Here is a 24,163-nt window from a genome sequence, read left to right as displayed (position 1 = left end):
CTGTTACACGGGGTCTTCACTTCTCGGCATCGTCATTAATGAAATTAACCCGGCAAACACCATAATAACGGTAATCGCTATCGGTACTTGCGGAAATTTCATTGCCGCTTCAATGAGGTTTATCTTTCTTTTCATAAATTATTCAGATTTTGGGGCTGATGCTGTTACCGATGTAGTTTGCGCTTTTACTTTCTGCCCGTCTTTCACGTTATTTTGCCCGGCAAGGATAATGGTCTGGCTTTCGTTAAGACCATCGGTTATAATAACCGCATCGCCTACGATTTTGCCCACTGTAACCCTCGTCAGCTTAGCGGTGTTGTTCTTATCTACCACGTACACGTGCGGGATTTTATCTACATTGTTGATGATGGCGGTAAGTGGTACACGTACCTGCTTAACCTTTACCGGGACGCCTGCAAGCACTTCGGTAATCATTCCCGGCATCAGCACGCCGCCCGGATTGTCCAAGCGTACTTTAAGGGTAAATGCTTTTGAAATTTCATCGGCTACGGGATTAATGATGGTGATTTTACCCGTGAAATTGCGTTGCAATGTAGGAATATTCACATCTACCTGCATCCCTTGTTTAAAGCTGCCGATTTCGCTTTCGGGTACGGCAAACTGCGCATATACCATATCTGTTTTTACAATGGTAAAGGCAGGAACGCCCGGTGCTGCCATACCGCCAACCTCGGCAGTTTTCACGGTAATTATACCATTGGTAGGCGAATGCAAACGGCTGTCGGCAATGCGCTTGCGGTTGATTTTTTTGTTGGCTTCTGCCTGCGCTACTTTGGTCTTGATGTCGATGTAATCCTTTTCAGGGAAACTTCCTTTTTTGTACAGTTCATCAAATCTTCTGAACGCATCCTGGCTCTGCTCTAAACTGGCATTGGCAATCTGCAATGCCGCTTCGTACTCGGTGGCATCAATGCTTGCAAGAAACTGTCCTTTGCTCACTCGCTGCCCCTCATTTACACCCACACTGTTAATCGTGCCGGGAACGGCAAAACTTATGGTAGTCATATTGTCGGGAACAATGGAACCCGAATAGGAAACGGATTGCTCGGTTTCCGAACTGTTGATAGTGGCTACGGTTACTACCGGAGGCTCATCTTTTAACTGTTTTTCTTCTTTTTGTTTGCAACTCTGTATCAATCCGGCTCCGATAAGGAAGAGGGATAACAAACCAATTTTACTTGTTCTCATCTTACATTTATTTTGTTACGCTTCTTTGTTTAGTTAAACTTTGAAAATTTTAAATACAGGGGCAAAGGTCGGGTTACAGCTAAGGTGCAGCTATACGAAATGACGGGTAAAAGTTGTGAAATTTACTTTTTTGATTTGGTGGTATCTGCCTGAAACAAACAGAGCTACTGATGTTTCAGTAGCTCCGATGCCTGCATTAAAAAAATAGCAAAATGCTTGGGGGATGGATTGGAAAACCCTTAATGCGGGGGTTGCGCTTCGTCCATCTGCATAGTAACGGCTTCCCCGTGTTCCTGCTTTACCTGCTTGAAATAGCTTGATGTAAAGCCCGTGTGTTTTTTCAACTGGTTGGAAAGGTATGCCTGACTGCTGTACCCCAGTACGTGGGCAATCTCGGTCAGCGACATTTCGGTATGTACCAAAAGGTCTTTTACCTTTTCAATCTTCCGACGAATGATGTACTTTTCGAGTGTAATTCCCTCCACTGAAGAGAATAAGGCACTCAATGTATCGTAGTTCTTGTGCAGCTTGCCACTGATTAAGGTTGTGAATTTGGTAGGTGTGCCGCTTTGCAGTTGCAACGTGATACCTTTCTCCACCAACTCTTTTATCCTGTTTATTGTCTTTTGGTTTTTGTCATACATCAGTTCCAAGCCGATGCCTTTCAGCATCGTTTTGATTACTCCCAACTTCTGCGAAAAGTCTGTCGTATCCTTTATGATGGCTTGCCCCAGTTTTATATCCAAAACCTCAAAACCCAAAGCTGTCAATTCCTGTTCAAGAACATAGGTACATCTATTGCACACCATTCCTTTTATTAATAGTGTCATATCTTCTAAAATGTATAAGTTCCTTTATTCAATGGTCAAAATTCTGCATTTGCCCCGACAAACTATTATGATATTCCGGCTTTGTTTTGTGAAATTTTATGAAAATCGGTGCAGTAACATTAAATATCATAAACTAAATAAGGAAAAGTACATAGCTACTTCCGACCATCTTACGGAATTTTGTAATAGACAACATCCGTATAAAAATGAAGAACAAAAAGAGCAACGAACATCAGGTTTTAAAGGTGCTGAAAGATTACAACGCAGGTAAAAGCGGACTGGAACTTTTCGAGAAATACGGCGTTTACGGCACGAACATTTTTGAACTGAAACACAAATACAAGGATTTAGGGATGGATATTCTTGTAGAATTGGTAAATTTAAACGAAGAAAACAGCAGGCTGAAAACAATGTATGCCGAACTGTGCATACAGCACCGGAAGCTCAAAGACCTGCTGAAAGAAGATTTCTGACAGGACAGTCGGGAGCGGTAAGCAGCAATTTAAAATACTATTACTATGACAAATGTAACGTACAAATACGCTACGGTTTTGGTAGCAATACAGAACCTACGCAACGAGGGGTATAACGTGGATTTCAATCTCGAAGAGAACTGTTTAATCTGCGGCGATAACAAATATACCATTGATGATTTTGAGATTGAGCAGGTCTATCGCTATGAGGGCGAAAGCAACCCAAGCGATGAGGCTACGGTGTATGGCATTGCCTCGAAAGACGGTTTAAAAGGAATTTTGGTTACGGCTTATGGTGCTTATACCGATAGTATGAGTACGGCAATGCTCCGCAAACTGGCACTAAAAAACGATTAAGATTTTAAAGTATGATAAAAGTGTTTATAGCCGGAGCCACCGGGTGGGCAGGCTCGGCAATCGCAAAAGGTGTTTATAACGAAAAAGGAATGCAACTGGCAGGCGGCTTGTCACGCTTCAATAAACAAGAGAATTTAGCCGAAATCCTGGATTTCGGAAATGATGAAATCCCATTGTTCGGAACCATAGAAGAGGCACTGGAGCAAGTGGATTTTGATGTACTTGTCGAATTTACCAAACCAGATATTGCCAAAAAGAATATCCTGTCAGCCTTAAATAAAGGAAAAAAAGTTGTGGTGGGTACTTCGGGACTTACTAATGAAGATTATACCGAAATAGAAAAGGCAGCCAACGATAATAACACTTCAGTACTTGCCGCAGGCAACTTTGCCATTACAGCCGTCCTGCTATTCAAGTTCGCTTCTATTGCTGCGCAGTATATTCCCAATTATGAACTCATAGACTACGCAAGCCAAAACAAAGTGGATGCGCCGAGCGGCTCGGTAGCGGAACTGGCGCATCGTTTGTCGGGCATACAGCAATCGAATATTACGGTTCCCGTTAAGGACACCATTGGCAGCAAAGAAACAAGGGGTGCAGATATTGAGGGCGTACAGGTGCACGCTGTAAGGCTTCCGGGTCACGTGTTGGGTATTGAAGCCATCTTTGGAATGCCGGACGAAAAGCTGATTTTAAGGCACGATGCGGGAAACAGTGCCGAACCTTATGTAAAGGGCGCAATCCTTGCCATCGAAAAAGTAAGCACGTTCAAAGGGTTGAAAAGGGGTCTTGATGCGGTAATGGATTTCTAAAAAAACAAAGTGCAAAATAATAGCTGAAACTGATATTTTGCCTTTTTTCTATACCCGGTATTTACTGCACCGTCACACAAACATCGGCATTCATCGGGTAGCTTTGGCAAAGCAAAATTATTCCCTCTGCGATATCCTGTTCTGTCAGTGCCCCGTTATGGAGCATCCGAACTTCGCCATCGGTTTTTACTGCCCAACAAGCCCCGCAGGTTCCATTCTTACAGGAACTCGCCACTTTGATATGGTGCTCTTTCATCGCATCCAGAAGCGACTGCTTCGGCTGTACCTCAATGAGCGATGTGCATTCATACGTTTGCTTTTCCTCGTTCTCGTAGTAGTCCTCGTAATAGTTTACAATCACATCTTTAACAGTACCGTCCGTTTCCAAATCGCCCGCATTCCCCGGAACCGGGTCGAAGTATTCCAAATGGATATGGTCTTCGGGAATGTACAAGCCCGTTAAGGCATCCTGGTACAAATCCATCAGCCCGTTGGGTCCGCAGATGTAATAATGGGCTGCAGCAACATCGCCAACCAGTCTTTTAATGACCGAACGTAAAACAAGCAGATTGAACCTGCCTGCAACGTGGTTGAGTTTGGTGGAAATAAAATCAGGTGCAGTAAAGGAATAACAAATATTCAATTCTTGCGCTGCCTGCATCGCTTCCAGTTCATTCCAAAATATGGTTTCTTCCGGTGTTTTATTGCTGTACACCAGTAAGGGTATCCGATTGCTGTTTTCAACGCTTTTCAGCATTGCGTATAACGGGGAAATACCGCTACCGCCTGCCAGTAAAACAATTTGGGATTGCTCGGCTATCGGTTTTTCTAAAACAAAGCTGCCAAATGGGGCTTCTATTTCCCAGGCTTCGATGTTGTCTGCATTATTTAAGATGTAATTGCTCATCTTTCCACCTGTAACCCTTTTAATAGTAATGGCGGGAAATTCGTCAGACGGCACAGAACTGAACGAATACGAACGTATGAGCAGTTCGCCGTTTACGGTAAGCCTGATGTTGAGGTACTGACCGGGCAGGTAGGTAAACGCCTGCTGCTCCGTGTCAAAGTATAGGGTAATGGTATCTTCGGTTTCCTTTATAATTTTATGTGTTCGCCACGTGTATTTCTTCATCCCTCGGTTTTTAATGTCTTGCATTGCTGATAAAAAGAAAACCTCTGCTCCTGTACACAAAGCGAGGTTTCATAAAGACTTCTATTTAAAAGTTTGCTGTTCTGATAATTATAGTTCGTTTTGCTTTTCCTGTTGTCTTCTGATGATTTCGAGCTTGTTTTTTCGTATCTGCTTAAAATGGGCAGACGTTAATCCCGTATAGGTCATTAATTGCTCGGACAGTTCCGTCGGCTTTTGATAGCCTAACGCCTTTGCGATTTGTGACAGCGATTGCTCGGTGTACACCAGTAACTCTTTTACCTTTTCGATAATGCGCCTGATATAGATAATTTCAAGGCTCATATCATATTTAACAAGGAACAGATTGTTCAACTGGTGATAATCTGCTTTCAATTCGTTTGTAAGCTGTACGGCAAACGGTGCAGATTTACCTGTGTCCAACCTGTTCTGTATAATCCGGTCTGCTACATTGCAAACTTTCGTCATTATCTCCGAACAGTCGCCTGAATTTTGTTTCTGTAACATTGCTTTTTATTTATGGAACGAGATTTAACTGTTTCATACGCTGGGTAGCTTTGGTAAAAAATACCGGAGAAGTACTGGTGTGCTTGCTCCGGGACTGTCCAAAACTTATCCGCAGCATCCTGTTGAACAACTTGAAGCCTTTCCGCTGTCGTCGCCGCCAACTTTGTAGCCTGCTTTTTCAATCGCCTCAACCAACTCTTCTTTCACTTCGTCGTTTTCAACTGAAACAGATAATTTTCCTGCTTCCAGTTTTTCTACTTTAATGCCGTCAATGTCTTTGATTGCTCCGTTTACTCTCGACTGGCAGTGTGCACTTTGCATATCTGGTATGCTTAATTCTACATTTTTCATTTGAACTTATTTTTTATTGTGATACAAATTTCCGTATTAAACGAGGTGTTACTATTATGGTATTCCCTGTAAGATTTGTGATTTTTACTGATTTTGAAATCGCCGTGTTATTCCACGATTAATTTACCTTTCATATAGATGTAATGACCGGGAAACGAGCACAGGAAATCATACGAGCCTTTTGCCGGAGCCGTAAAGGTAATTTCTGTGGTTTGCCCACCGCCAATCATATCCGTTTTTGCGATTACGGCGTTTTCCATTCCTTTAGGTATGTAGCCGTTGTCCTTAGCATCTATCGCAGCATTGGCAAAAGTGTTGAAGTCTGTGCCCTGGGCAAGTATAACAACATTGTGCCCCATTGCCTCAATCGGTGCTTTTCCGATGTGCTTTAAAATGAGCTTTACGGTTTCGCCTGCTTTGGCTTTCAGTTCGGTTTTGTCGAATTTCATATCATCGCCGCCGCTAATGGTAATTACATTTTCGTTCCCTGTTTCTGCGGGGGCAACTGTTTCTTCTATTACAGGCTGATTGCTCTCCTGTGTGGTCTTGTCTTTTTGCTGATTGTTGTTACAGGCAGTAAATGCGATTACCGACAATGCTAACACTAACTTTTTCATTTCTATTTGAGATTTTATTTTGTTATCTGATAGTGCAAATTTCAGTACATAAGGTCACTTCCTCATTACGCTTTTCCCTGTTTGATTTGTGATATTTACTGATTGGACAGGGCACAAAAAAGAGGGCTGCAATAACCCTCTAAATTTTAAACAAAAAAAAATGCCAGTATTACGCTGCCATTTCCTCACAAGCCTTTGCACAAGCTCTGCACGCTTCTGCACATTCTTTACAATGCTCCATACCCATTGCAGCGTGTTTCTCACACTCTTCAGCACAAGCGTTGCAAATGTCAGCACATAGTTTGCAAATCTCTTTGCTAAATTTACCATCAAGACTTAATACGTTTGCTGCCGCTTGGCAAATAGCTGCACATTCCAGGTCTAACTGGATACATTTCTTTACGTGTGCAACATCATCTTCATTTAAACAAGCAATGGCACATTGGTTACAGATAGCTACGCACTTCAGGCAAGCCTCGATACACGATTGAAATTTTGTTTGTATCATAATATAAAATTTAAAAAATTAAGAAATAGATTTTATACTGTTTCTAACAAATATCAGTCCCTTGCAAAAGAAATGCTTTGTAAAATTCCTTGTTTGAATTGTAAGATTTACTGATTTGATATTTCGTAATATAAGGCTATATAAATAAAACCTACCTAATATTATTTCTGTAAAGAATTAGAATAAAAAAAACGACAGTCCCAATTAAGGAACCGCCGTTTTAGCAAACGCAATAAAGCTAAGTTCTACATTATTTTTTCAGTTTGTCGGCAGGAGGATTGTAATCAGACAATGTTGTTACCCTTACGGTATCAACCCCGGTAATATCCCAAGTGATAGGTATCATAGTCATATACTCACATTTCGGACACATATCACCCTCTGAACCTATCATTTCTTTATGACCGGGACAGCCTGTAATCAAATGTCCGTGGGCATCAATCAGCTCGCCTTTTTCGTTCCTGTCTTTTGCTGTAATTTTTTCGGCGGGTTTTTCAACCACCTGTTCCGTAGCGTGGTCGTGCCCGTCGCCCTCGGTGTGTGCGTGTCCGTCTTTTGCTGTTTTGGTATCGCCCCCGCAAGATGCTAAGAAAATCGCTAAGGAGGCAAATACGCCTATCAATAATTTGTTCACTTTCATTTCTATTTATTTTTTAGAGATTAAAAACTTGATTTTATTCCAGTAAGATTAATGATTATGATGGTCGTGTGCTGACGGTTCAGCCTTTACAATACATAGCACCGAATTATCGTGTAGATGTGCTGGTGTTTCCAACTGGATGGTAACGTGATGGATATTCATATGCTCTAATTCGTGTTCTACTTTACGAAGTAATATTTCACTTTCTTCGATAGTCATTTTTTCATTTACAACGGCGTGGCACGTAAGTGCATTCAATCCACTTGTAATTGTCCAAATATGCAGGTCGTGAATACTTTTAATACCATCGGTTTTAAGGATTTTTTCATTGACCTTATCCACTTCAACATTTTCGGGTGTGCCTTCCATCAATACGTGTACCGATGATTTAGTAACTAAATACCCACTTCTCAATACCAGTATCGAAACAATAACGCTTGCCAACGGGTCTGCCCACCCCCAACCGAAAAACATAATGAGCAACGCTGCGATAATTGCACCAACCGAACCGAGCATATCACTGATGACGTGCAGGTAGGCTCCACGCATATTGAGGTTTTCCTTTACGTCAGCACCACGCATCATTATCCAGGCTACAAGCACATTAACCAATAAGCCTACAATTGCTACAATGAGCATACCTCCTGATTGAATTTCCGGTGGGCTCTGAAAGCGTTCTATCGCCTCGTAAATGATATAAACTGAAATCAGGATAAGTGTTGCACCGTTGATAACTGCTGCAAGTATTTCAAAGCGCTTATAGCCGTAGGTCTTACTGTAATCGGCTATTTTACTGCTGAACTTAAAGGCCATCAGCGCAATGAAAAGCGATATTGCATCACTCAACATATGTCCGGCATCGGCTAATAAGGCAAGGCTGTTTGTCAGAAAACCTCCCACTACCTCCACTACCATATATGTAGTGATGATTACCAAGCTAATGGTCAGGGTCTTTTTATTCGCAGTATGCGAGTGGCTGTGTCCGTGGTCTTGTCCCATATTTACTTGTGATTATTGTTTCACTGCTGCAAATATCAGCAGCAAAACGTTTCTATCTATTTTAATATTCTTTGTGTGATTTATCGGTTTACTTCTTCCATTTCAAACGTAAACTGTTACTTACCACACTTACACTACTCAACGCCATTGCGGCTCCGGCAATCATTGGGTTTAGTAAGAAACCATTGATTGGGTAAAGAATACCTGCTGCAATCGGAATACCTATAAGGTTATAGATAAATGCCCAAAACAGGTTCTGCTTAATGGTTGATACGGTTTGTTTTGATAGTCTTATGGCTTGAGGTATTTTGGTAAGGTCTGATGAAATAATGGTCATCTTCGCCACGTCCATTGCGATATCCGAACCTTTACCCATTGCGATACTTACATCGGCAGTTGCCAGTGCTGTACTGTCATTGATACCGTCGCCAACCATTGCTACTACTTTGCCTTGCTGTTGCAGTTCTTTCACAAAATCAGCTTTGTGCTGTGGCAAAACTTCGGCTTTGTAATGCTTGATACCAGTTTGCTCGGCGATAGCTTTGGCGGTAGCCTCATTATCTCCCGTCAACATATACAGTTCGATATCCGCATCCTGCATTTCTTTGATAGCCTGTACCGATGTCTCTTTAATTTTGTCGGAAATAGCGATTACAGAAAGAGCTTGTTTACTGTTTGCAAACCATATAACGGTTTTAGACTGTGTGCCCCATTCGTCCGCCTGCTTTTGCAGTTGGTCGGCAATGGTAATGTTGTTTTCGGCTAACAGTTTTTTATTACCTACATAGTAAGTGTCGCTGTTGTAATCGGCTTTTGCGCCTTTACCTGTTATACTGTCGAAGTTTGATAATAAAGTTGTAGAAACGCCCTCCAAATTTTTCACAACGGCTTCCGCTAATGGGTGCTCCGATTGCTTTTCAATGCTCAATAAAACATCTTTCGTCGCATCGTCATTGTTCAGCCATTGGATGCCTGTAACCTGTGGTCTTCCCTCGGTAATCGTACCTGTTTTATCCAGCACGATAGCGTTTACTTTCTTCGCTAATTCCAAACTTTCCGCATCTTTAATCAGGATGCCGTTTTCTGCACCCTTACCAACGCCCACCATAATAGCGGTAGGAGTAGCCAAGCCTAAAGCACAAGGACAAGCAATAACCAATACAGTAACGGCTGCTAAAAGACCTTGTACAACACCATTCTCGCCTCCTAAGAAGAACCAAAGAATAAATGTCAGGATAGCAATACCGATTACTACCGGAACGAAAATACCTGCGATTTTATCCACCAGTTTTTGTACGGGTGCTTTACTTCCCTGTGCATCCTGCACCATTTTGATGATTTGGGCAAGCATTGTTTCTTTACCCACTTTTACCGCCTTGAACTGGAAGCTACCTTTTTGGTTGATGGTTCCGGCAAATACCTTTTCGTTTTCCTTTTTCAGTACCGGAACAGGTTCGCCGCTTAGCATACTTTCATCTACATACGAATTGCCCGATACAACTGTACCATCCACCGCAATTTTTTCGCCCGGCTTAACCAAAATAATATCGCCTGCGTTTACATCTTCGATGGCTTTTTGTCTTTCCGTGCCGTCTGCTTCTATTACGATAACCGTTTTCGGTTGCAAGCCCATCAGCTTTTTAATGGCTGATGAGGTATTGCCTTTGGCTTTTTCTTCCAATAGCTTGCCCAATAAAATAAAGGCAACGATTACGGCTGCGGCTTCAAAGTACACGTGTGCGTGTAAACCTCTTTGATGCCAAAAGTCCATAAACAGCATATTGAATACGCTGAATATATAGGCGATACCTGTACTCAATGCGACAAGTGTGTCCATATTGGCAGAACGGTGTTTCGCCTGCTTCCACGCATTGATAAAGAAGTCTTTACCTAACCATAAAACTACCGGAGTGGCGAATGCCCACATTATTTCATTACCGTAAGGCATATCCATAAAGAACATACCGATAATGACCACCGGTAGCGATAGGATTACTGCCCAAATGGTTTTGTTTTTAAGTTTTCTGAATTTTTCGGCGTGGATAGCTTCTAAAGTTTCCTGTTGCTTGCTCTCGTCTTCGAGCAATAGGTCATAACCGCCGTCCTGTACCGCTTTCCTGATTTGCTCGGAATTGGTTATATTCGGCAGGAATTCAACGTTGAGGTTTCCCGTACCGTAATTCACTTCGGCACTTACTACGCCCGGCGTATATTTTGCCATACTCTCGGCACTGCCTGCACAAGATGCACAGGTCATACCTAAAACGGGATAAGTCTTTTTAACAGTGGGAACGCCGTAGCCTAAATCTTTAATTGCTTTTACAGCTTCGCCTACTACCTCGTTATCATTAACGGTAATAGCCGCCCTGCGGTTATTTAGCTCTACTTTGTGGGTTTCTACGCCTTTTACCTGTGCCAGTCCTTTTTCGACGATTAATGCACAGTGCTCGCTTTCTACATCCTCTAAAGGAATGTAAATTGTTTCTTTATTGGTTGCCATATCTCGATTGCTTTATTTTCATAATGCAAAGGTGGCAACAATAAAGAGGAGTTCTATTGTGAAATTCTGGGTTTGATTTGTAAGATTTACTTAAACCTTATCCAGTGGCTTGCGCTTGTCTTCCCTTATCTGCTTGAAATGGCTCGGTGTAAGCCCTGTTACTTTCTTGAACTGGTTGCTCAAATATGCCACGCTCGAATAATTCATACGGTCGGCAATCTCGCTTAACGACAGCTCATCGTACACCAACAGTTCTTTTATCTTTTCTACTTTCTGTGCGATAAAGTACTTCTCAATGGTCGTACCCTCAATATCGGAAAACAGGTTGCTAAGGTAGTTGTAATCGTGGTGCAGCGCATCGCTCAACACATCCGAAAGATTGGTTTTCGCATCGTTGTCCTGATGGTGCACCAGGTCAATGATAACGTTCTTTATTTTCTCAATCATCCGGCTCTTCTTGTCGTCGATGACCTGAAAACCCAAAGGGTCTAAAACGTTTTCCAATGCCTCACGCTCTGCTGTGGTTAAATCTTTTTTAAGGATTATTTCGCCCAGTTTTATATTGGTAGCCTCTATGCCGAGTTTGTCGAGTTCGTTCTGAACTACGAGAATACAACGGTTGCAGACCATATTTTTGATAAATAATGTACTCATATTTCGCTAAATCACAATTCATTTTGTTGCATCAATACGCAACCACAAATTTAAGATTAAAAATTAAGTATTTATTGATTATGAGTGACTAAGTGATGCAAACGACGGTTTTCATAGGGGAAAATAGCTAAAATATTCCCCATTGTAGGGGAATATTGGCGGTTAAAGTGCTGTTTATTAATAACATTTGCTAAGGTACTCTGATATTGATAACGTAATCCTCCCTACTATGAGAAAGTTATTAGGAACTATTGTTACCGAAATTCAGGAGCAGGAACGGAAACTGTCAATTACGTGCTCGGGCTAATTGAAGAGGCTTTTCAAATGACGGTCTTTCTTCAGGAGCTATTGGTTTCGGCAAAAGAATGTGTGCTAAGTTCGGAATTTGAGAACGATGCAAAAGAGATTGAGTTCTTTAAAATGATTAAGCCCCAAATCCTGGGCAAACTCATCTATTATAACAAGCTCTACCGGATAGAAACCTCGTGCCCGGTCAATAACGGGAAAATATATCATAACTATTTCTCGAACCATTTAACGGAGCTAAAGATTGAGTTTAGGGAACACATCTGCAACTCCCATTTTTATCGCTACTACCGTTCGGGCAGGGTGGATAAAGACCACGAATATTTTAAGCGTGGGCAGATAAACTACCTCGATGGGCTTAATAGTTACGTATTTGAAATCGACCCGCAATTCTCTACCTATTACGATTACAAAGTAGCCCGCATCCTCGCCAACGACCTCTTATACGCCTACCTCTTAACCAAAATCAGCCCCGAAGAAAATTCCGATACATTTTTCAGTAGCGCCAGCGAAATTAAAGAGCTATCCTGGACGGACAGCAAGAATGCTCTGATTGAGCTAACGTATGCCCTCTACGCATCAGGTGCTATTTCAGGAGGTAAGTTAGGCATCCGGAAGCTCACTGCTATTTCACAAGTGTTGTTCCGAATACCACTGACCGATGTGCATCACGCATTCCACCGTATGAAAACCCGTGCAGGCTCTCGCACCTTGTTTTTAGACCAGTTGAAACAAGCACTGGAAGAATATATGGATAAAGACTTATAAACACTCCATCAATAAAGGCTTTGAAAGCAATACGCATTCCGTATTGCTTTTTTTTGTGCCTGCGTTCGCCAATATATGGCAATTGGCGAACGGGCATATTTCCTTATCCCAAAATCGGAAAATCTGCCGAAACGCTTATTTAATAAGGCTTTCCGGCAAATTGTAAAATTTTCAAAAAACCGCTTTTTCAATTGGCAAGCATTGGCGGACAAACACTGCCACAATTCTGAATTTTGCCCTGTGAACATTAAACGACAGCGCAATGAATATAATAACAGTTGACGAAGAAGTGTGGCAGCACCTTAACGAACGGTTGAAAGCCATTAGCGAATATATCCTGAAACTGGAAGATACAAGCTATGATAGTTTGTGGCTCAACAATCACGAAGTCTGCCAGTACCTCCACATCAGCGAAAAAACATTGTGGCGTATGCGCACCAACGGGCAGATAGCCTTTTCAAAAATGTACGGGCAGTATTACTATACGATTGGTGCTATCAAGGAAATGCTTAACGCCAATGCCGTACAAACTACCGATGAGTATGTGGAGCAGCTTATGGCGAAAGGCAAAAGCTACATTAAACAAGGCAGAAAGCTAAAATCAGGTAATAAGTAAAAGTTTTGGGTATGAATATCGACAAAATGGAATTTGTGGCGTGGATGGAACGCATAATGGATAGGCTTGACATTCTCGGCAACCACATAGACGATTTACAAAAGAAGCGCAATAGCATAGACGGAGAAGAATTACTGGATAATCAGGATTTATTACAAATGCTGAAAATCAGCAACCGTTCCCTGCAACGGTATCGCTCCATCGGTAAGCTGCCTTACTATACCATCAGCGGAAAATTGTATTACAAACTATCCGATGTGCATCAGTTCATCAGGGAAAGTTTTAACCCGCCTTTGCCCAAACTGGATGCCAATAAGTGACAAACACTGCCTTTGAGTGCCACATAGTGCAATACGGTGCAGGCTTCCTTTACATTCGACAGCGAACTTTTAAAATTTTCAGAATATGAGTGAAGAAACAACTAATAAACAGGAAATGCCCGAACAGCTTTCGGACATATTACTCGTACTGGATAAAGAAAAAATGAAAATCCAGGCAGTGAAGAGTATCGACGAAAACGGGAAAATGGAAACCGTCGAACCCACGAAGAAAAACCAAAACCAGTTTATGCGTGTGGACAAAAGCGGCGATTTCTTTTCCAACTTCTTTTCCAATTTTTTCAGCCAGTTAAAGAACCCTACAAACTTTACTTTCTTCAAAGTACCCGCCCCTATTGCTGCTGAAAAAGCACAGGAATTACAAAAGCACGTAGATAAGCCCACTCCCGATGGCGAGAAAGTGCTGAAAGAACTCGAAGTAAAGGCAGAACCGCAACAGGACAAAAAACAAGAAAATCAAAATAATATGGCAACAGCACAAACAACAACGGAAACGAGTGAATATCGCTACAAGCCGGAGCAGATTGATTGGGACACAATGAAAAACCTCGGATTAAGCAAAGAGTATCTTGAAAAAAGAAACCTGCTTGACCCTCTATTAAGAGGTTACAAAACCAATGAACTCTTACCGATAGGCATTAACCTCGGCGGTTCTATTCTGCGCACGGATGCCCGCTTGTCTTTACAGCAAGCGGAAGACGGTAATGTTATCGTGGCAATACACGGTATCAAAAAAGAGCCTAACCTCCATTTTGAGTTTTTCGGTCACAAGTTTACGGACGAAGACAAGAAAAACCTGCTTGAAACGGGCAATATGGGGCGTGTAGTCAATTTGGTAAATTCTAAAACGGGCGAACTGATGCCGTCTATTATCAGCATTGACAGGCTTACCAATGATGTAGTGGCATTGCGAACTGATTTCATAAAAATACCTGATGAGTTAAAAGGTGTGAAACTGAATGACGAGCAAAAGCAAACCTTAATGGAAGGCAAACCGCTTTATCTGCAAGGTATGATTTCTACCAAAGGAACAGAGTTTTCTGCAATGGTACAGTTTAATGCGGACAAACGATATGTAGAGTTCCTGTTTGACAGAAGCAATAACCATCAGCAGGCGCAAACCAACCAACAAACCAATCAACAGGGCAATCAGCAGAATAATCAGCAAAGCCAACCGCAGGAAGCTCCGAAAACTTTCAGGGCAAAGAACTGGACGATGAGCAGTACAACAAATTCAAAGCCGGGCAAACCATATATGTGGAATTGAAAGATAAAAAAGACCAACCCTACAAGGGTTATATCACTTTCGACAAAGATACCGGAAAGACCAACTTTGAATTTCCCGGTCAGTATAAAGCACGGGTAGAAACTGCCGAAACCCATAAAACACAGACTGCCGTTAATTCAGAGGGTAAGACCAATGAAGCAACCAAGAACATCAAAGAGCCTTTGAAGTCCGGGCAACAAAGACCGAAAAATGAAAAGCAGCAGGAACAACAAGAAAAACCCGAAACTCCTGCAAAATCCAAAGGCAGAAAAATGTAATACAGTATGAAAACAATTATAGCAGAAAAACCAAGCGTAGCAAGGGAGATAGCCGGCTTGTTGGGAGCATCTGAAAAAAAGGACGGCTACCTGACAGGTAACGGCTATTTTGTTACGTGGGCATTCGGTCATTTAATAGGACTGGGAATGCCCGAAGATTATGGGATTACGGGATTTGACAAAGCCGCTTTGCCTATATTGCCTAACCCGTTTTTATTGACCGTTCGCAAAGTCAAAAAAGATAAAGGCTATACTGCCGATGCTGGCGCATTAAAGCAACTGAAAGTAATCAAAGAATTGTTCAATAAAAGCGATAGCATTATCGTGGCGACAGATGCAGGTCGTGAGGGCGAACTCATTTTTAGGTACATTTATGAATACCTGAAATGCAACAAGCCGTTTGAACGCCTTTGGATTAGTTCGCTTACAGAAAAGGCAATTAGGCAGGGCTTTGACAACCTTAAAAACGGAAAAGAATTTGACGGGTTATATCAGGCTGCACAAGGCAGAAGCCGTGCCGATTGGCTTGTAGGCATCAACGCTACACAGGCGTTGAGCATTGCCGCAGGCAATGGTATTTACTCGCTCGGAAGAGTGCAAACTCCGACGTTGGCTTTGATATGCAAACGCTATCTCGAAAACAAAAATTTCTCTGTAAAGAAATATTGGCAGATACAATTGCTACATCACAAAGCACAGGTTGATTTCAAAAGTATTTCCGTTACCAAGTGGGATGAAAAGCATCTTGCTGATGATACGCTGAAAGCCATTCAGCGCAATGAAATTGCAACCGTTACATCGGTAGAAACCAAAAGCGTTACAGAACAACCGCCCTTGCTTTTTGATTTGACGGGCTTGCAAAAAGAAGCCAACAAAAGGCTGAAATTATCTGCTGAAGCAACGCTCAATATTGCGCAAAGCCTGTACGAAAAGAAGTTTATTACTTATCCCCGTACCGGAAGCAAATACATACCCGAAGATATGTGGGCAGAAATTCCCAACCTTGTGCGGGCATTGCAGAACCGTGAAGATTGCAAACAAGCCCTTACCAAAATCAAATGGGGACGGTTCAATAAACGTATCGTGAATGACCTCCGTGTAACGGACCATCACGGTTTATTGATTACCGACAAAGTGCCGTCTGTACTGAATGCAGATGAAGATAAGATTTACAATATGATTGCACTTCGCCTGCTCGAAGCCATATCACAAGCCTGTGTCAAAGAGATAACCGATGTATCATTGCAGGTGTTGCACTACGATTTTACGGCAAAAGGTTGTAAAATTCAGGAAGCAGGTTGGCGTTCCATCAAAGGAAGTTTTACCGATGATGGCGAAGAGCCAGTGCAGGAACTACCCGAACTGACTAAAGGCGATGAACTCAAAATAAAAGAAGCTGCCGTTTTGGAAAAGCAGACCAAACCACCAGTCCTTTATACCGAAGCCGGGCTTCTATCGGCTATGGAAACCGCCGGAAAAGAAATTGAAAACGAGGAAGAACGGAAAGCCCTGAAAAATATTGGTATTGGTACTCCGGCTACAAGAGCCGCCATTATCGAAACCTTGTTTACCCGTAATTATATCCAAAGGGATAAGCGTTCTTTAATACCTACAGAAAAAGGATTGCAGGTGTACGGGCTTGTTAAAGAACGCAAGATTGCAGATGTAGCTATGACCGCAGAATGGGAACTGGCATTGCAGAAAATTGAAAACAACGAAGCGGATGCCGGAGCATTTCAAAAGGAAATGGAAACCTATGCGAAATCTATTACCGATGAACTGCTGCAAACTTCTATTGCAAATACTAATCAGCCAAAATTGACCTGTCCGAAATGCAAAAGTCAGCAACTCATCATTCGTGACAAGATTGTGAAATGTTCTGATGAGGCTTGTAATTGGGTGCAGTTCCGTACCGTCTGCGGGTACAAATCAGTATCGAAAATATTGTAAGCCTTATCAATAAGGGTAAAACGGCTTTAATCAAAGGAATGACGAGCAAAGCCGGAAAGAAATTCGATGCTTATATCGTGCTGAAAGAAAATGCAGAAACCTCCTTTGAGTTTGAAAAAAACAAAAGCAATAAGCGTAATGGAAAATAAATCGTCTATTATACCCAAAGAAATAAGGAACCTGATTTATACTATTCGGGGCAAACAAGTAATGTTGGATAGTGACCTTGCTGCCTTGTATCAGGTGGAAACAAAGAACCTCAACAAAGCCGTAAAACGGAATATCGAGCGTTTTCCTGCTTCGTTCTGCTTTCAACTGACTGAAAAGGAAGTTGAAAACTTGAGGTTCCAATTTGGAACCTCAAGTTTAAATTACGGTGGCAGACGTTATTTACCCTATGCTTTTACCGAACAGGGGGTTGCAATGGCATCTGCCATACTCCGTTCGGACATAGCGGTAAGAATGAGTGTTCAAATAATGGAAGCCTTTGTAGAAATGCGGCGTATGCTCATTAGCAATGCTTCTTTGTTTCATCGGCTAGATAATATTGAATTGAAACAACTGGAAGCCGACCAAAAATTTGAAGAGATTTTTAAGGCTTTGGAAAGCGACAAGCTGCACAGCGAAAAAGGTATCTTTTACAACGGACAGGTTTTTGATGCCTATGCTTTTGTTTCTGATATTATCCGTAGTGCCGGAAGTTCCATTATCCTGCTTGATAATTATGTGGATGATACGGTGCTTACTTTATTGGGTAAGCGCAATGATAATGTAACTGCCACTATCCTTACCAAAAGTATCAGTCACCAGTTACGGTTGGATTTACAACGCTACAACAGCCAATATACTGTAATAGATATTGAGATTTTCTCCGATGCCCACGACCGTTTTTTAATTATTGACAATACAGAGCTTTACCATATAGGGGCATCGCTCAAAGACCTGGGCAAAAAATGGTTTGCCTTTTCTCGAATGGATATTGAAGTCGGCAGGATGCTCCAAATCCTTAACAAGCCATAAAAATGAACCTCTGAATTTTTCAGAGGTTTTTTATTGTCCATTACGCCAAATACCGCCTCTCAAAGCCAAACCCTGCAACATTCACAAAGGCATTTGCTTTCGCTTATAATTTTAGGATTTAAGTAAAATTCTAAACAAAATATAGTATGGACGTACAGCAAAAAGACCTATCGTATTTCAGATTACGACTGCAAGAATTATTAAACAGCAGCTTCCCCGAAAAGGTACACGACCAAAAATTTATAGACCAACGGTCTTCGTGGGCTGCCAACGCTTATGAGGGGCGTTCCGGTCGGGAAACGCCTTAGAGCAATGCAATGAAATAGCTAATTACATATTGTTTGAGGGCTTACACTTCTCCAAGTTCGACACGGTTTTTAAAGTGGTATGCAATGAGTTTGATACCATAATGGCAGATGAGGAACTGCGACCGTTCGCCCTGAAAATGTTTCCTGTTTGCGAACCTGTATTTGCAGGATATGAATTAACCGATGATTTCATCCACGGGTTTGAGTTCGATTTACTCTATACCGAACTGACCGGAACCATCGCAATATGGATTGAGGAAAATGGGCTTCAGTAAGCGGTTCCATCTCCAACAGAATATTGATGCCCTGCGAATTGTTTTTAAACTGGAAAAGGAGAAACGGCAAGCCACCGTAGGCGAAAGACTGCTAATGATGCAATACAGCGGATTTGGCGGTCTTAAATTCGTTCTGAACCCCTTTGAAAATGAAATAGACATCAATAATTGGAGAAAAACGGAACACGACCTCTTTCCGATTACGCAGGAACTCCACCAACTACTCAAAGAAAATTCCGAAGACGATAAGCAATACCGCAGGTATGTGGATAGTATGAAAAGTTCTGTTTTAACGGCTTTTTATACCCCGCCAGAGGTCATAGATGCCATTTCATCAGCCTTGCGGGATAGCGGTCTGCATATTGATAAATTCCTCGAACCCTCCGCAGGTATCGGCTCATTCATACAATCCTTTTCGGAAAGTCAAAAAGCCAATGTTACTGCCTATGAAAAGGACTTGCTGACAGGCAAGATTTTAAAGCAGCTCTATCCCGAAAGCAATGTACGTGTAAGCGGTTTTGAGGAAATTCCCGAAAGGGAACAAAACAGCTATGATGTAGTAGCCAGTAACATTCCTTTTGGCGATACTTCCGTATTCGACCTTTCTTATTCCCGAAGCAAGGACAATGCAAAAATACAGGCTGCCCGAAGCATACACAATTACTTCTTTCTGAAAGGTGCTGATATGCTCCGTGAGGGTGGTTTGTTAGTTTATATCACTTCACAAGGCATATTGAACAGCCCTAAAAACGAACCCATACGCAGGGCGTTAATGCAGGATAATAATTTGGTATCGGTTGTAAGATTACCTAACAACCTGTTTACAGAATATGCAGGTACGGAAGTGGGAAGCGACCTGATTATCCTGCAAAAAAATACGGCAAAAGAAAATCTGACCGACAGGGAAGATCTGTTTTGCCGAAGCAATCCAACCGAATACAATACACCAGGCAATGCCTTGTTTCAAAACAGTGCAAGGATTGTGCATACAGACTACAAATTAGATACTGACCCATACGGACAGCCTGCCTTAATCTATACGCATAAAAATGGTGTTGATGGGATTGCCAAAGATTTGAAACAAATGCTTTCCGAAGATTTCGGTAAGCATCTGAATTTGGGTTTATACAAAGGCAAACGGAACGATGAGCCTATTATACAAATTCCGATTGAGCCAAAGGTTATACCTCCGGTAATAGAGCCTGTAACCATTCGGCAAAAACTACAACCCGAACCAACTCCGGTAGTCCGTCAGGAAAGCCCGCAGGAATTGAAACAACTAAGCATTTTCGACCTGTTTGAAAGTGCGGGCGAACCTGTTGCCGTAATTGCGTTACCCAAAAGAACTACCCGAAGCAAAAAGCAAAGCACCCGAAAAAGCAGAGATACAATAGGTCGCCAAACCGATCTGTTCAGTGGTGCATTGCAGCAAACCTATATACCGCCAAAAACCAACGGTACTGCTAACGGTACTCCAAAGATAAACAGCAAAAATCAGGAAGCAATTGGCGACCTGTTTTCACAAATAAACGGGAATGGCCAGACTGATAAGTCAGCCGTTCCCAATGCCATTAATAACGCCATTCCCGAACCTACCCCGTATAGTGGCGAACTGCAATCATTCCACCGTAATGATTGCCTTGTTGCGGATAATGGTTGGGTTGGTTATCTGCAAGATGTCGAAAGAAACGAAGAAAAATCATCAGCAACCTTTCATACATTGCAATTACCGACTTTACAAAAAGCAAGAGCCGAAGCCTATATTGCCGTAAGGGACAGTTATATTAACCTCTATCAAAAAGAAGCTGAAAGGCAAACCGAACACAAGGAAGAACGGGAAACGCTGAACCTCCTTTATGATGCCTTTACTAAAAAATACGGCAATCTGAATGCTGCCGACAATGCCAAGCTCATAAAGACAGACAGCGCAGGTAAGGAAATACCGTATCTGGAGCGTATTATCGGGGCGTAATTCACAAAGCAGATATATTCAGCCGCCCCGTTAGTTTTTCTACTACCACATTAGCAACCGACAATCCCGAAGAGGCTTTAGCGTCATCGCTGAACAAATACGGAAGCGTGGATTTGGATTTTATGTCCGAAATCAGCAGCCTGCCTGCCTATACGCTGAAAGAAGCCTTGCACGGGCGGTTGTTCTACAATCCGCTACAACAGGAATATGAAATTGCTGAACGGTGGATAGCGGGCAATGTTGTTGAGAAAGCAAATGATGTACGAGCATATCTCGAAAACAATCCTGATGATAAGGAAGCCAAAGAAAGCCTTACCGCTTTAGAAGAAGCCCGACCAAGACGGATTGAATTTGAGGAACTTGATTTTAACCTCGGTGAACGGTGGATACCCACGGGAATTTATGCCCGGTTTGCTTCGCATTTGTTTGATGCCGATGTACTGGTTCATTATTCGGAAAGCTCCGACGACTTTTCCGTAAAGTGTCATCAGGGCAATATGCACATTTGGGAAAAATATGCAGTCAAGGCAGAAAGCCGAACATTTGATGGTATTGCGCTGCTCAAACACGCCCTTGTCAATACCACGCCGGATATTACCAAAAAAGTAATGGTTGGCGACCAAGAGGTCAAGGTACGGGATATGGAAGCCATACAAATGGCGAACACCAAGATTGATGAAATCCGTACCGCCTTTACCGACTGGCTACACGCACAGAACGATGAGTTTAAAAACAGGCTGACCGACCAATACAACGATACCTTTAACTGTTTTGTTCGCCCGAACTATGACGGCAGCCATCAGGACTTTCCGGGATTAGACCGAAAGGCAGCAGGTATTGAAGACCTGTATTCAAGCCAAAAGGACACCGTTTGGATGATAAAACTGAACAACGGCGCTATCTGCGACCACGAAGTAGGTGCAGGAAAAACGCTGATAATGTGTACAGCAGCACAGGAAATGAAGCGGTTGGGCTTAGCCCATAAACCAATGATAATTGGGCTGAAAGCGAATATACCTGCCATTGCTGAAGACTACCGCAAAGCCTATCCACACGCTAAAATCCTTTATCCAGGTATTGATGATTTTACACCTCAAAAACGCCTCCGGATTTTCGGGGATATTAAAAACAACGATTGGGATTGTGTGATACTCACGCACGACCAGTTCGGAATGATACCGCAATCGCCCGAAATACAAAAGGAAATCCTCGAAATAGAATTAGACAGCGTAGAGCGCAACCTCGATGCCCTGCAATCGCAAGGTAAGGAAGTAACAAGAGGGATGCTTGCGGGTGTAATCAAAAGGAAAGAAAATCTTGAAGTAAAACTGAAAACACTCCAACACGATATTGAAAACCGCAAGGATGATATTGTGGACTTCAAAATGATGGGTATAGACCATTTGTTTGTGGACGAAAGCCACCAGTTCAAAAACCTGATGTTCAACACCCGTCATACAAGGGTAGCCGGACTGGGTAATGTGGACGGGAGCCAAAAGGCACTTAACCTGCTCTTTGCTATCCGCACCATTCAGGAGCGAACCAATGCGGATATGGGTGCAACCTTTCTTTCAGGTACAACCATCAGCAATTCCTTAACAGAACTGTACCTGCTGTTCAAATACCTGCGCCCTCGTGCATTGGAAAAACAGGGCATTCATTCTTTTGATGCGTGGGCAGCTATCTATGCAAGGAAAACGACCGATTATGAATTTTCGGTAGCCAATAATATAGTCGCTAAAGAGCGTTTCCGCTACTTCATCAAAGTGCCGGAACTGGCACAGTTCTATTCTGAAATCACAGATTACAGGACGGCAAAGGATATTGGTATTGACCGCCCCGAAAAGAATGAGGTATTGTACAATATACCGCCAACGCCCGACCAAGAAGATTTTATCCAAAGCCTGATGCAGTTTGCTAAAACGGGCGATGCTACTTTGCTCGGAAGATTACCGTTATCGCAAAGGGAAGAAAAAGCAAAGATGCTCATTGCTACGGACTACGCCCGTAAGATGTCCCTTGATATGCGAATGGTAAGCGGAATGTATGACGACCATCCCGACAACAAGGCTTCGCATTGTGCGGCAAATATTGCCAAGTATTACAACCAGTTTAATGCACAAAAAGGAACACAGTTCGTTTTCTCTGATTTGGGAACCTACAAGCCAGGCGAATGGAATGTGTACTCCGAAATAAAACGCAAGCTCGTGGAAGACCACGGCATACCTACAAACGAAGTAAGGTTTATTCAGGAAGCCAAAAATGATAAGCAGCGTAAAGACCTCATCAACGGAATGAACGAGGGTAAAATCCGTGTGCTGTTCGGCTCTACCAGTATGTTGGGAACGGGTGTTAATGCACAGAAAAGAGCCGTTGCCGTTCATCATTTAGATACGCCGTGGCGACCGAGCGACCTTGCACAAAGGGACGGGCGGGCTATCCGAAAAGGCAACGAGATAGCCAAATTCTTCGCTGATAATAAAGTTGCTGTGATTATCTATGCCGTTGAAAAATCTTTGGATAGTTATAAGTTCAACCTGCTGTATAACAAGCAACTTTTTATCGACCAGTTAAAGACTAATAACCTAAGCAAAAGAACGATTGATGAGGGAAGTATGGACGAAAAATCGGGAATGAACTTTTCGGAATATGTGGCAATCCTATCAGGAAATACAGACCTGTTGGATAAAGCCAAACTTGAAAAGCAGATTGCCGGATTGGAAAGCGAAAAGCAGGCGTTTAACCGTTCTAAATCCAGTGCCAAATTTAAGGTGCAGGATTATACGGAAATGTTGCAAAGTACCCAATCCCGTTTGAACCGGATGAGTACAGACTGGGAAAACTTGCAGCAACGCCTACAAAAGCATTCAGACGGAACAATCGCAAATCCGGTGCTGTTGGATGGCTTACCGCCGAATGCAAACCCGAAACAAATCGGTACGAAACTCAACCAGATTGCGGATAAAGCTCGTACCGCAGGGCGATATGAAGAAATCGGCAGCTTGTATGGTTTTACGCTGTTGGTTAAAACTGAAATCTCTGAAAAAGAGGGAGCAGATATTAGGGTAAACCGTTTTTTGGTTCAGGGCGAGGGCAACATCAAATACACCTACAACAACGGCATAATGGCGAAAGACCCTGAAACCGCAGCAATGAATTTTTTGAGGGCTTTAGAAAAGCTGCCGGGCTTTATTAAGCAGGAGCAGGAGAAAATTTCTGAAATACAAAAAGACCTGCCCATACTTCAGGAAGTGGTTAACGGTACGTGGGCTAAGGAAAGCCGATTGAGCGAACTTAAAACGGAACTGGCTGCTGTTGAGAGGAAAATACAGCTATCCATTACACCGGAAACAAAAGCAGATACTCCGGAACAAGTGGAAAAGCAGAAAGAAACCCCAATGGTTCAGGAAAGCATTGTACGGGCAAAAGGTATTCATATACCTCGTGGTATATTGTAG

The 24,163-nt window shown here is 42.4% G+C and carries 19 protein-coding genes and 4 pseudogenes; 11 read left to right on the top strand and 12 right to left on the bottom strand.

Annotated features, from left to right (window positions below; all coding sequences use genetic code 11):
- Positions 1-3: 3 nt before the first annotated feature.
- The 3 genes from DI487_RS16450 to DI487_RS05490 form a co-directional block, all read right to left on the bottom strand.
- Positions 4-135, bottom strand: coding sequence for a hypothetical protein (locus DI487_RS16450; protein WP_262498006.1), 132 nt, complete (start codon positions 133-135; stop codon positions 4-6).
- Between the two features lie 3 nt (positions 136-138).
- Positions 139-1,209 (bottom strand): efflux RND transporter periplasmic adaptor subunit, encoded by a 1,071-nt coding sequence (locus DI487_RS05495; protein WP_050377138.1) that lies wholly within the window; start codon positions 1,207-1,209, stop codon positions 139-141.
- A 239-nt stretch (positions 1,210-1,448) separates the two neighbouring features.
- Positions 1,449-2,039: a helix-turn-helix domain-containing protein gene (locus DI487_RS05490; RefSeq protein ID WP_066439830.1), complete on the bottom strand. Its 591-nt coding sequence runs from the start codon at positions 2,037-2,039 to the stop codon at positions 1,449-1,451.
- 206 nt (positions 2,040-2,245) lie between these two features.
- Here DI487_RS05490 and DI487_RS05485 point away from each other — a divergent pair, with 206 nt between their 5' ends.
- The 3 genes from DI487_RS05485 to dapB are packed head-to-tail and all read left to right on the top strand — an operon-like array spanning position 2,246 to position 3,681.
- The gene (locus tag DI487_RS05485) at positions 2,246-2,512 is read left to right on the top strand and encodes a hypothetical protein (RefSeq protein WP_050377136.1); all 267 of its coding nucleotides are present in this window, start codon (positions 2,246-2,248) and stop codon (positions 2,510-2,512) included.
- Between the two features lie 45 nt (positions 2,513-2,557).
- Positions 2,558-2,869 carry a hypothetical protein gene (locus tag DI487_RS05480; RefSeq protein WP_066439832.1) on the top strand — a complete coding sequence of 104 codons (312 nt, stop codon included), beginning with the start codon at positions 2,558-2,560 and terminating at the stop codon, positions 2,867-2,869.
- An 11-nt stretch (positions 2,870-2,880) separates the two neighbouring features.
- On the top strand, positions 2,881-3,681 hold the full coding sequence (gene dapB, locus DI487_RS05475) for a 4-hydroxy-tetrahydrodipicolinate reductase (RefSeq protein ID WP_066439833.1): 801 nt from the start codon (positions 2,881-2,883) through the stop codon (positions 3,679-3,681).
- Positions 3,682-3,742: 61 nt separating this feature from the next.
- On the opposite strand, the gene DI487_RS05470 is transcribed toward dapB, so the two are convergent.
- The 9 genes from DI487_RS05470 to DI487_RS05430 form a co-directional block, all read right to left on the bottom strand.
- On the bottom strand, positions 3,743-4,813 hold the full coding sequence (locus DI487_RS05470; RefSeq protein ID WP_164467814.1) for a flavin reductase family protein: 1,071 nt from the start codon (positions 4,811-4,813) through the stop codon (positions 3,743-3,745).
- Between the two features lie 108 nt (positions 4,814-4,921).
- Positions 4,922-5,299 carry a helix-turn-helix domain-containing protein gene (locus tag DI487_RS05465; RefSeq protein ID WP_146193369.1) on the bottom strand — a complete coding sequence of 126 codons (378 nt, stop codon included), beginning with the start codon at positions 5,297-5,299 and terminating at the stop codon, positions 4,922-4,924.
- Between the two features lie 144 nt (positions 5,300-5,443).
- On the bottom strand, positions 5,444-5,689 hold the full coding sequence (locus tag DI487_RS05460; RefSeq protein WP_066439837.1) for a heavy-metal-associated domain-containing protein: 246 nt from the start codon (positions 5,687-5,689) through the stop codon (positions 5,444-5,446).
- Between the two features lie 107 nt (positions 5,690-5,796).
- Positions 5,797-6,306 (bottom strand): plastocyanin/azurin family copper-binding protein, encoded by a 510-nt coding sequence (locus DI487_RS05455; protein WP_066439840.1) that lies wholly within the window; start codon positions 6,304-6,306, stop codon positions 5,797-5,799.
- Positions 6,307-6,475: 169 nt separating this feature from the next.
- Positions 6,476-6,814 (bottom strand): four-helix bundle copper-binding protein, encoded by a 339-nt coding sequence (locus DI487_RS05450; RefSeq protein WP_066436100.1) that lies wholly within the window; start codon positions 6,812-6,814, stop codon positions 6,476-6,478.
- A gap of 250 nt (positions 6,815-7,064) precedes the next feature.
- Positions 7,065-7,454, bottom strand: a complete 390-nt coding sequence (locus tag DI487_RS05445) for a hypothetical protein (RefSeq protein WP_066436101.1) — start codon at positions 7,452-7,454, stop codon at positions 7,065-7,067.
- A 48-nt stretch (positions 7,455-7,502) separates the two neighbouring features.
- Positions 7,503-8,453 (bottom strand): cation diffusion facilitator family transporter, encoded by a 951-nt coding sequence (locus tag DI487_RS05440; protein ID WP_066436104.1) that lies wholly within the window; start codon positions 8,451-8,453, stop codon positions 7,503-7,505.
- An 88-nt stretch (positions 8,454-8,541) separates the two neighbouring features.
- Positions 8,542-10,953: a heavy metal translocating P-type ATPase gene (locus DI487_RS05435; protein WP_066436105.1), complete on the bottom strand. Its 2,412-nt coding sequence runs from the start codon at positions 10,951-10,953 to the stop codon at positions 8,542-8,544.
- 90 nt (positions 10,954-11,043) lie between these two features.
- The gene (locus DI487_RS05430; protein ID WP_066436106.1) at positions 11,044-11,607 is read right to left on the bottom strand and encodes a helix-turn-helix domain-containing protein; all 564 of its coding nucleotides are present in this window, start codon (positions 11,605-11,607) and stop codon (positions 11,044-11,046) included.
- Between the two features lie 294 nt (positions 11,608-11,901).
- Between DI487_RS05430 and DI487_RS05425 the strand changes: the two genes are divergently transcribed.
- The 8 genes and pseudogenes from DI487_RS05425 to DI487_RS05385 all read left to right on the top strand — a co-directional run bounded on the left by DI487_RS05425 (position 11,902) and on the right by DI487_RS05385 (position 24,163).
- On the top strand, positions 11,902-12,681 hold the full coding sequence (locus DI487_RS05425) for an RteC domain-containing protein (RefSeq protein ID WP_317046266.1): 780 nt from the start codon (positions 11,902-11,904) through the stop codon (positions 12,679-12,681).
- Between the two features lie 262 nt (positions 12,682-12,943).
- Positions 12,944-13,297, top strand: a complete 354-nt coding sequence (locus DI487_RS05415; RefSeq protein WP_109568748.1) for a helix-turn-helix domain-containing protein — start codon at positions 12,944-12,946, stop codon at positions 13,295-13,297.
- 11 nt (positions 13,298-13,308) lie between these two features.
- Positions 13,309-13,617, top strand: coding sequence for a helix-turn-helix domain-containing protein (locus DI487_RS05410; RefSeq protein WP_002978404.1), 309 nt, complete (start codon positions 13,309-13,311; stop codon positions 13,615-13,617).
- Positions 13,618-13,702: 85 nt separating this feature from the next.
- Positions 13,703-15,180 (top strand): annotated as a pseudogene (locus tag DI487_RS05405) (DUF3945 domain-containing protein).
- 6 nt (positions 15,181-15,186) lie between these two features.
- Positions 15,187-17,279 (top strand): annotated as a pseudogene (locus DI487_RS05400) (DNA topoisomerase 3).
- Positions 17,269-18,150: an ORF6N domain-containing protein gene (locus tag DI487_RS05395; protein ID WP_109568747.1), complete on the top strand. Its 882-nt coding sequence runs from the start codon at positions 17,269-17,271 to the stop codon at positions 18,148-18,150. The pseudogene DI487_RS05400 and the gene DI487_RS05395 overlap by 11 nt, the downstream one beginning before the upstream one ends.
- A gap of 146 nt (positions 18,151-18,296) precedes the next feature.
- Positions 18,297-18,733: pseudogene (locus tag DI487_RS05390) on the top strand (DUF1896 domain-containing protein).
- Positions 18,720-24,163, top strand: a pseudogene (locus DI487_RS05385) (N-6 DNA methylase). Before DI487_RS05390 ends, DI487_RS05385 begins: the two co-directional pseudogenes overlap by 14 nt.

It is taken from the genome of Flavobacterium sediminis (assembly GCF_003148385.1).
Classification (GTDB): Bacteria; Bacteroidota; Bacteroidia; order Flavobacteriales; family Flavobacteriaceae; genus Flavobacterium; species Flavobacterium sediminis.
The sequence above is the reverse complement of the archived record's forward strand: the minus strand, read 5'-3'. Positions and strand labels throughout refer to the sequence as shown.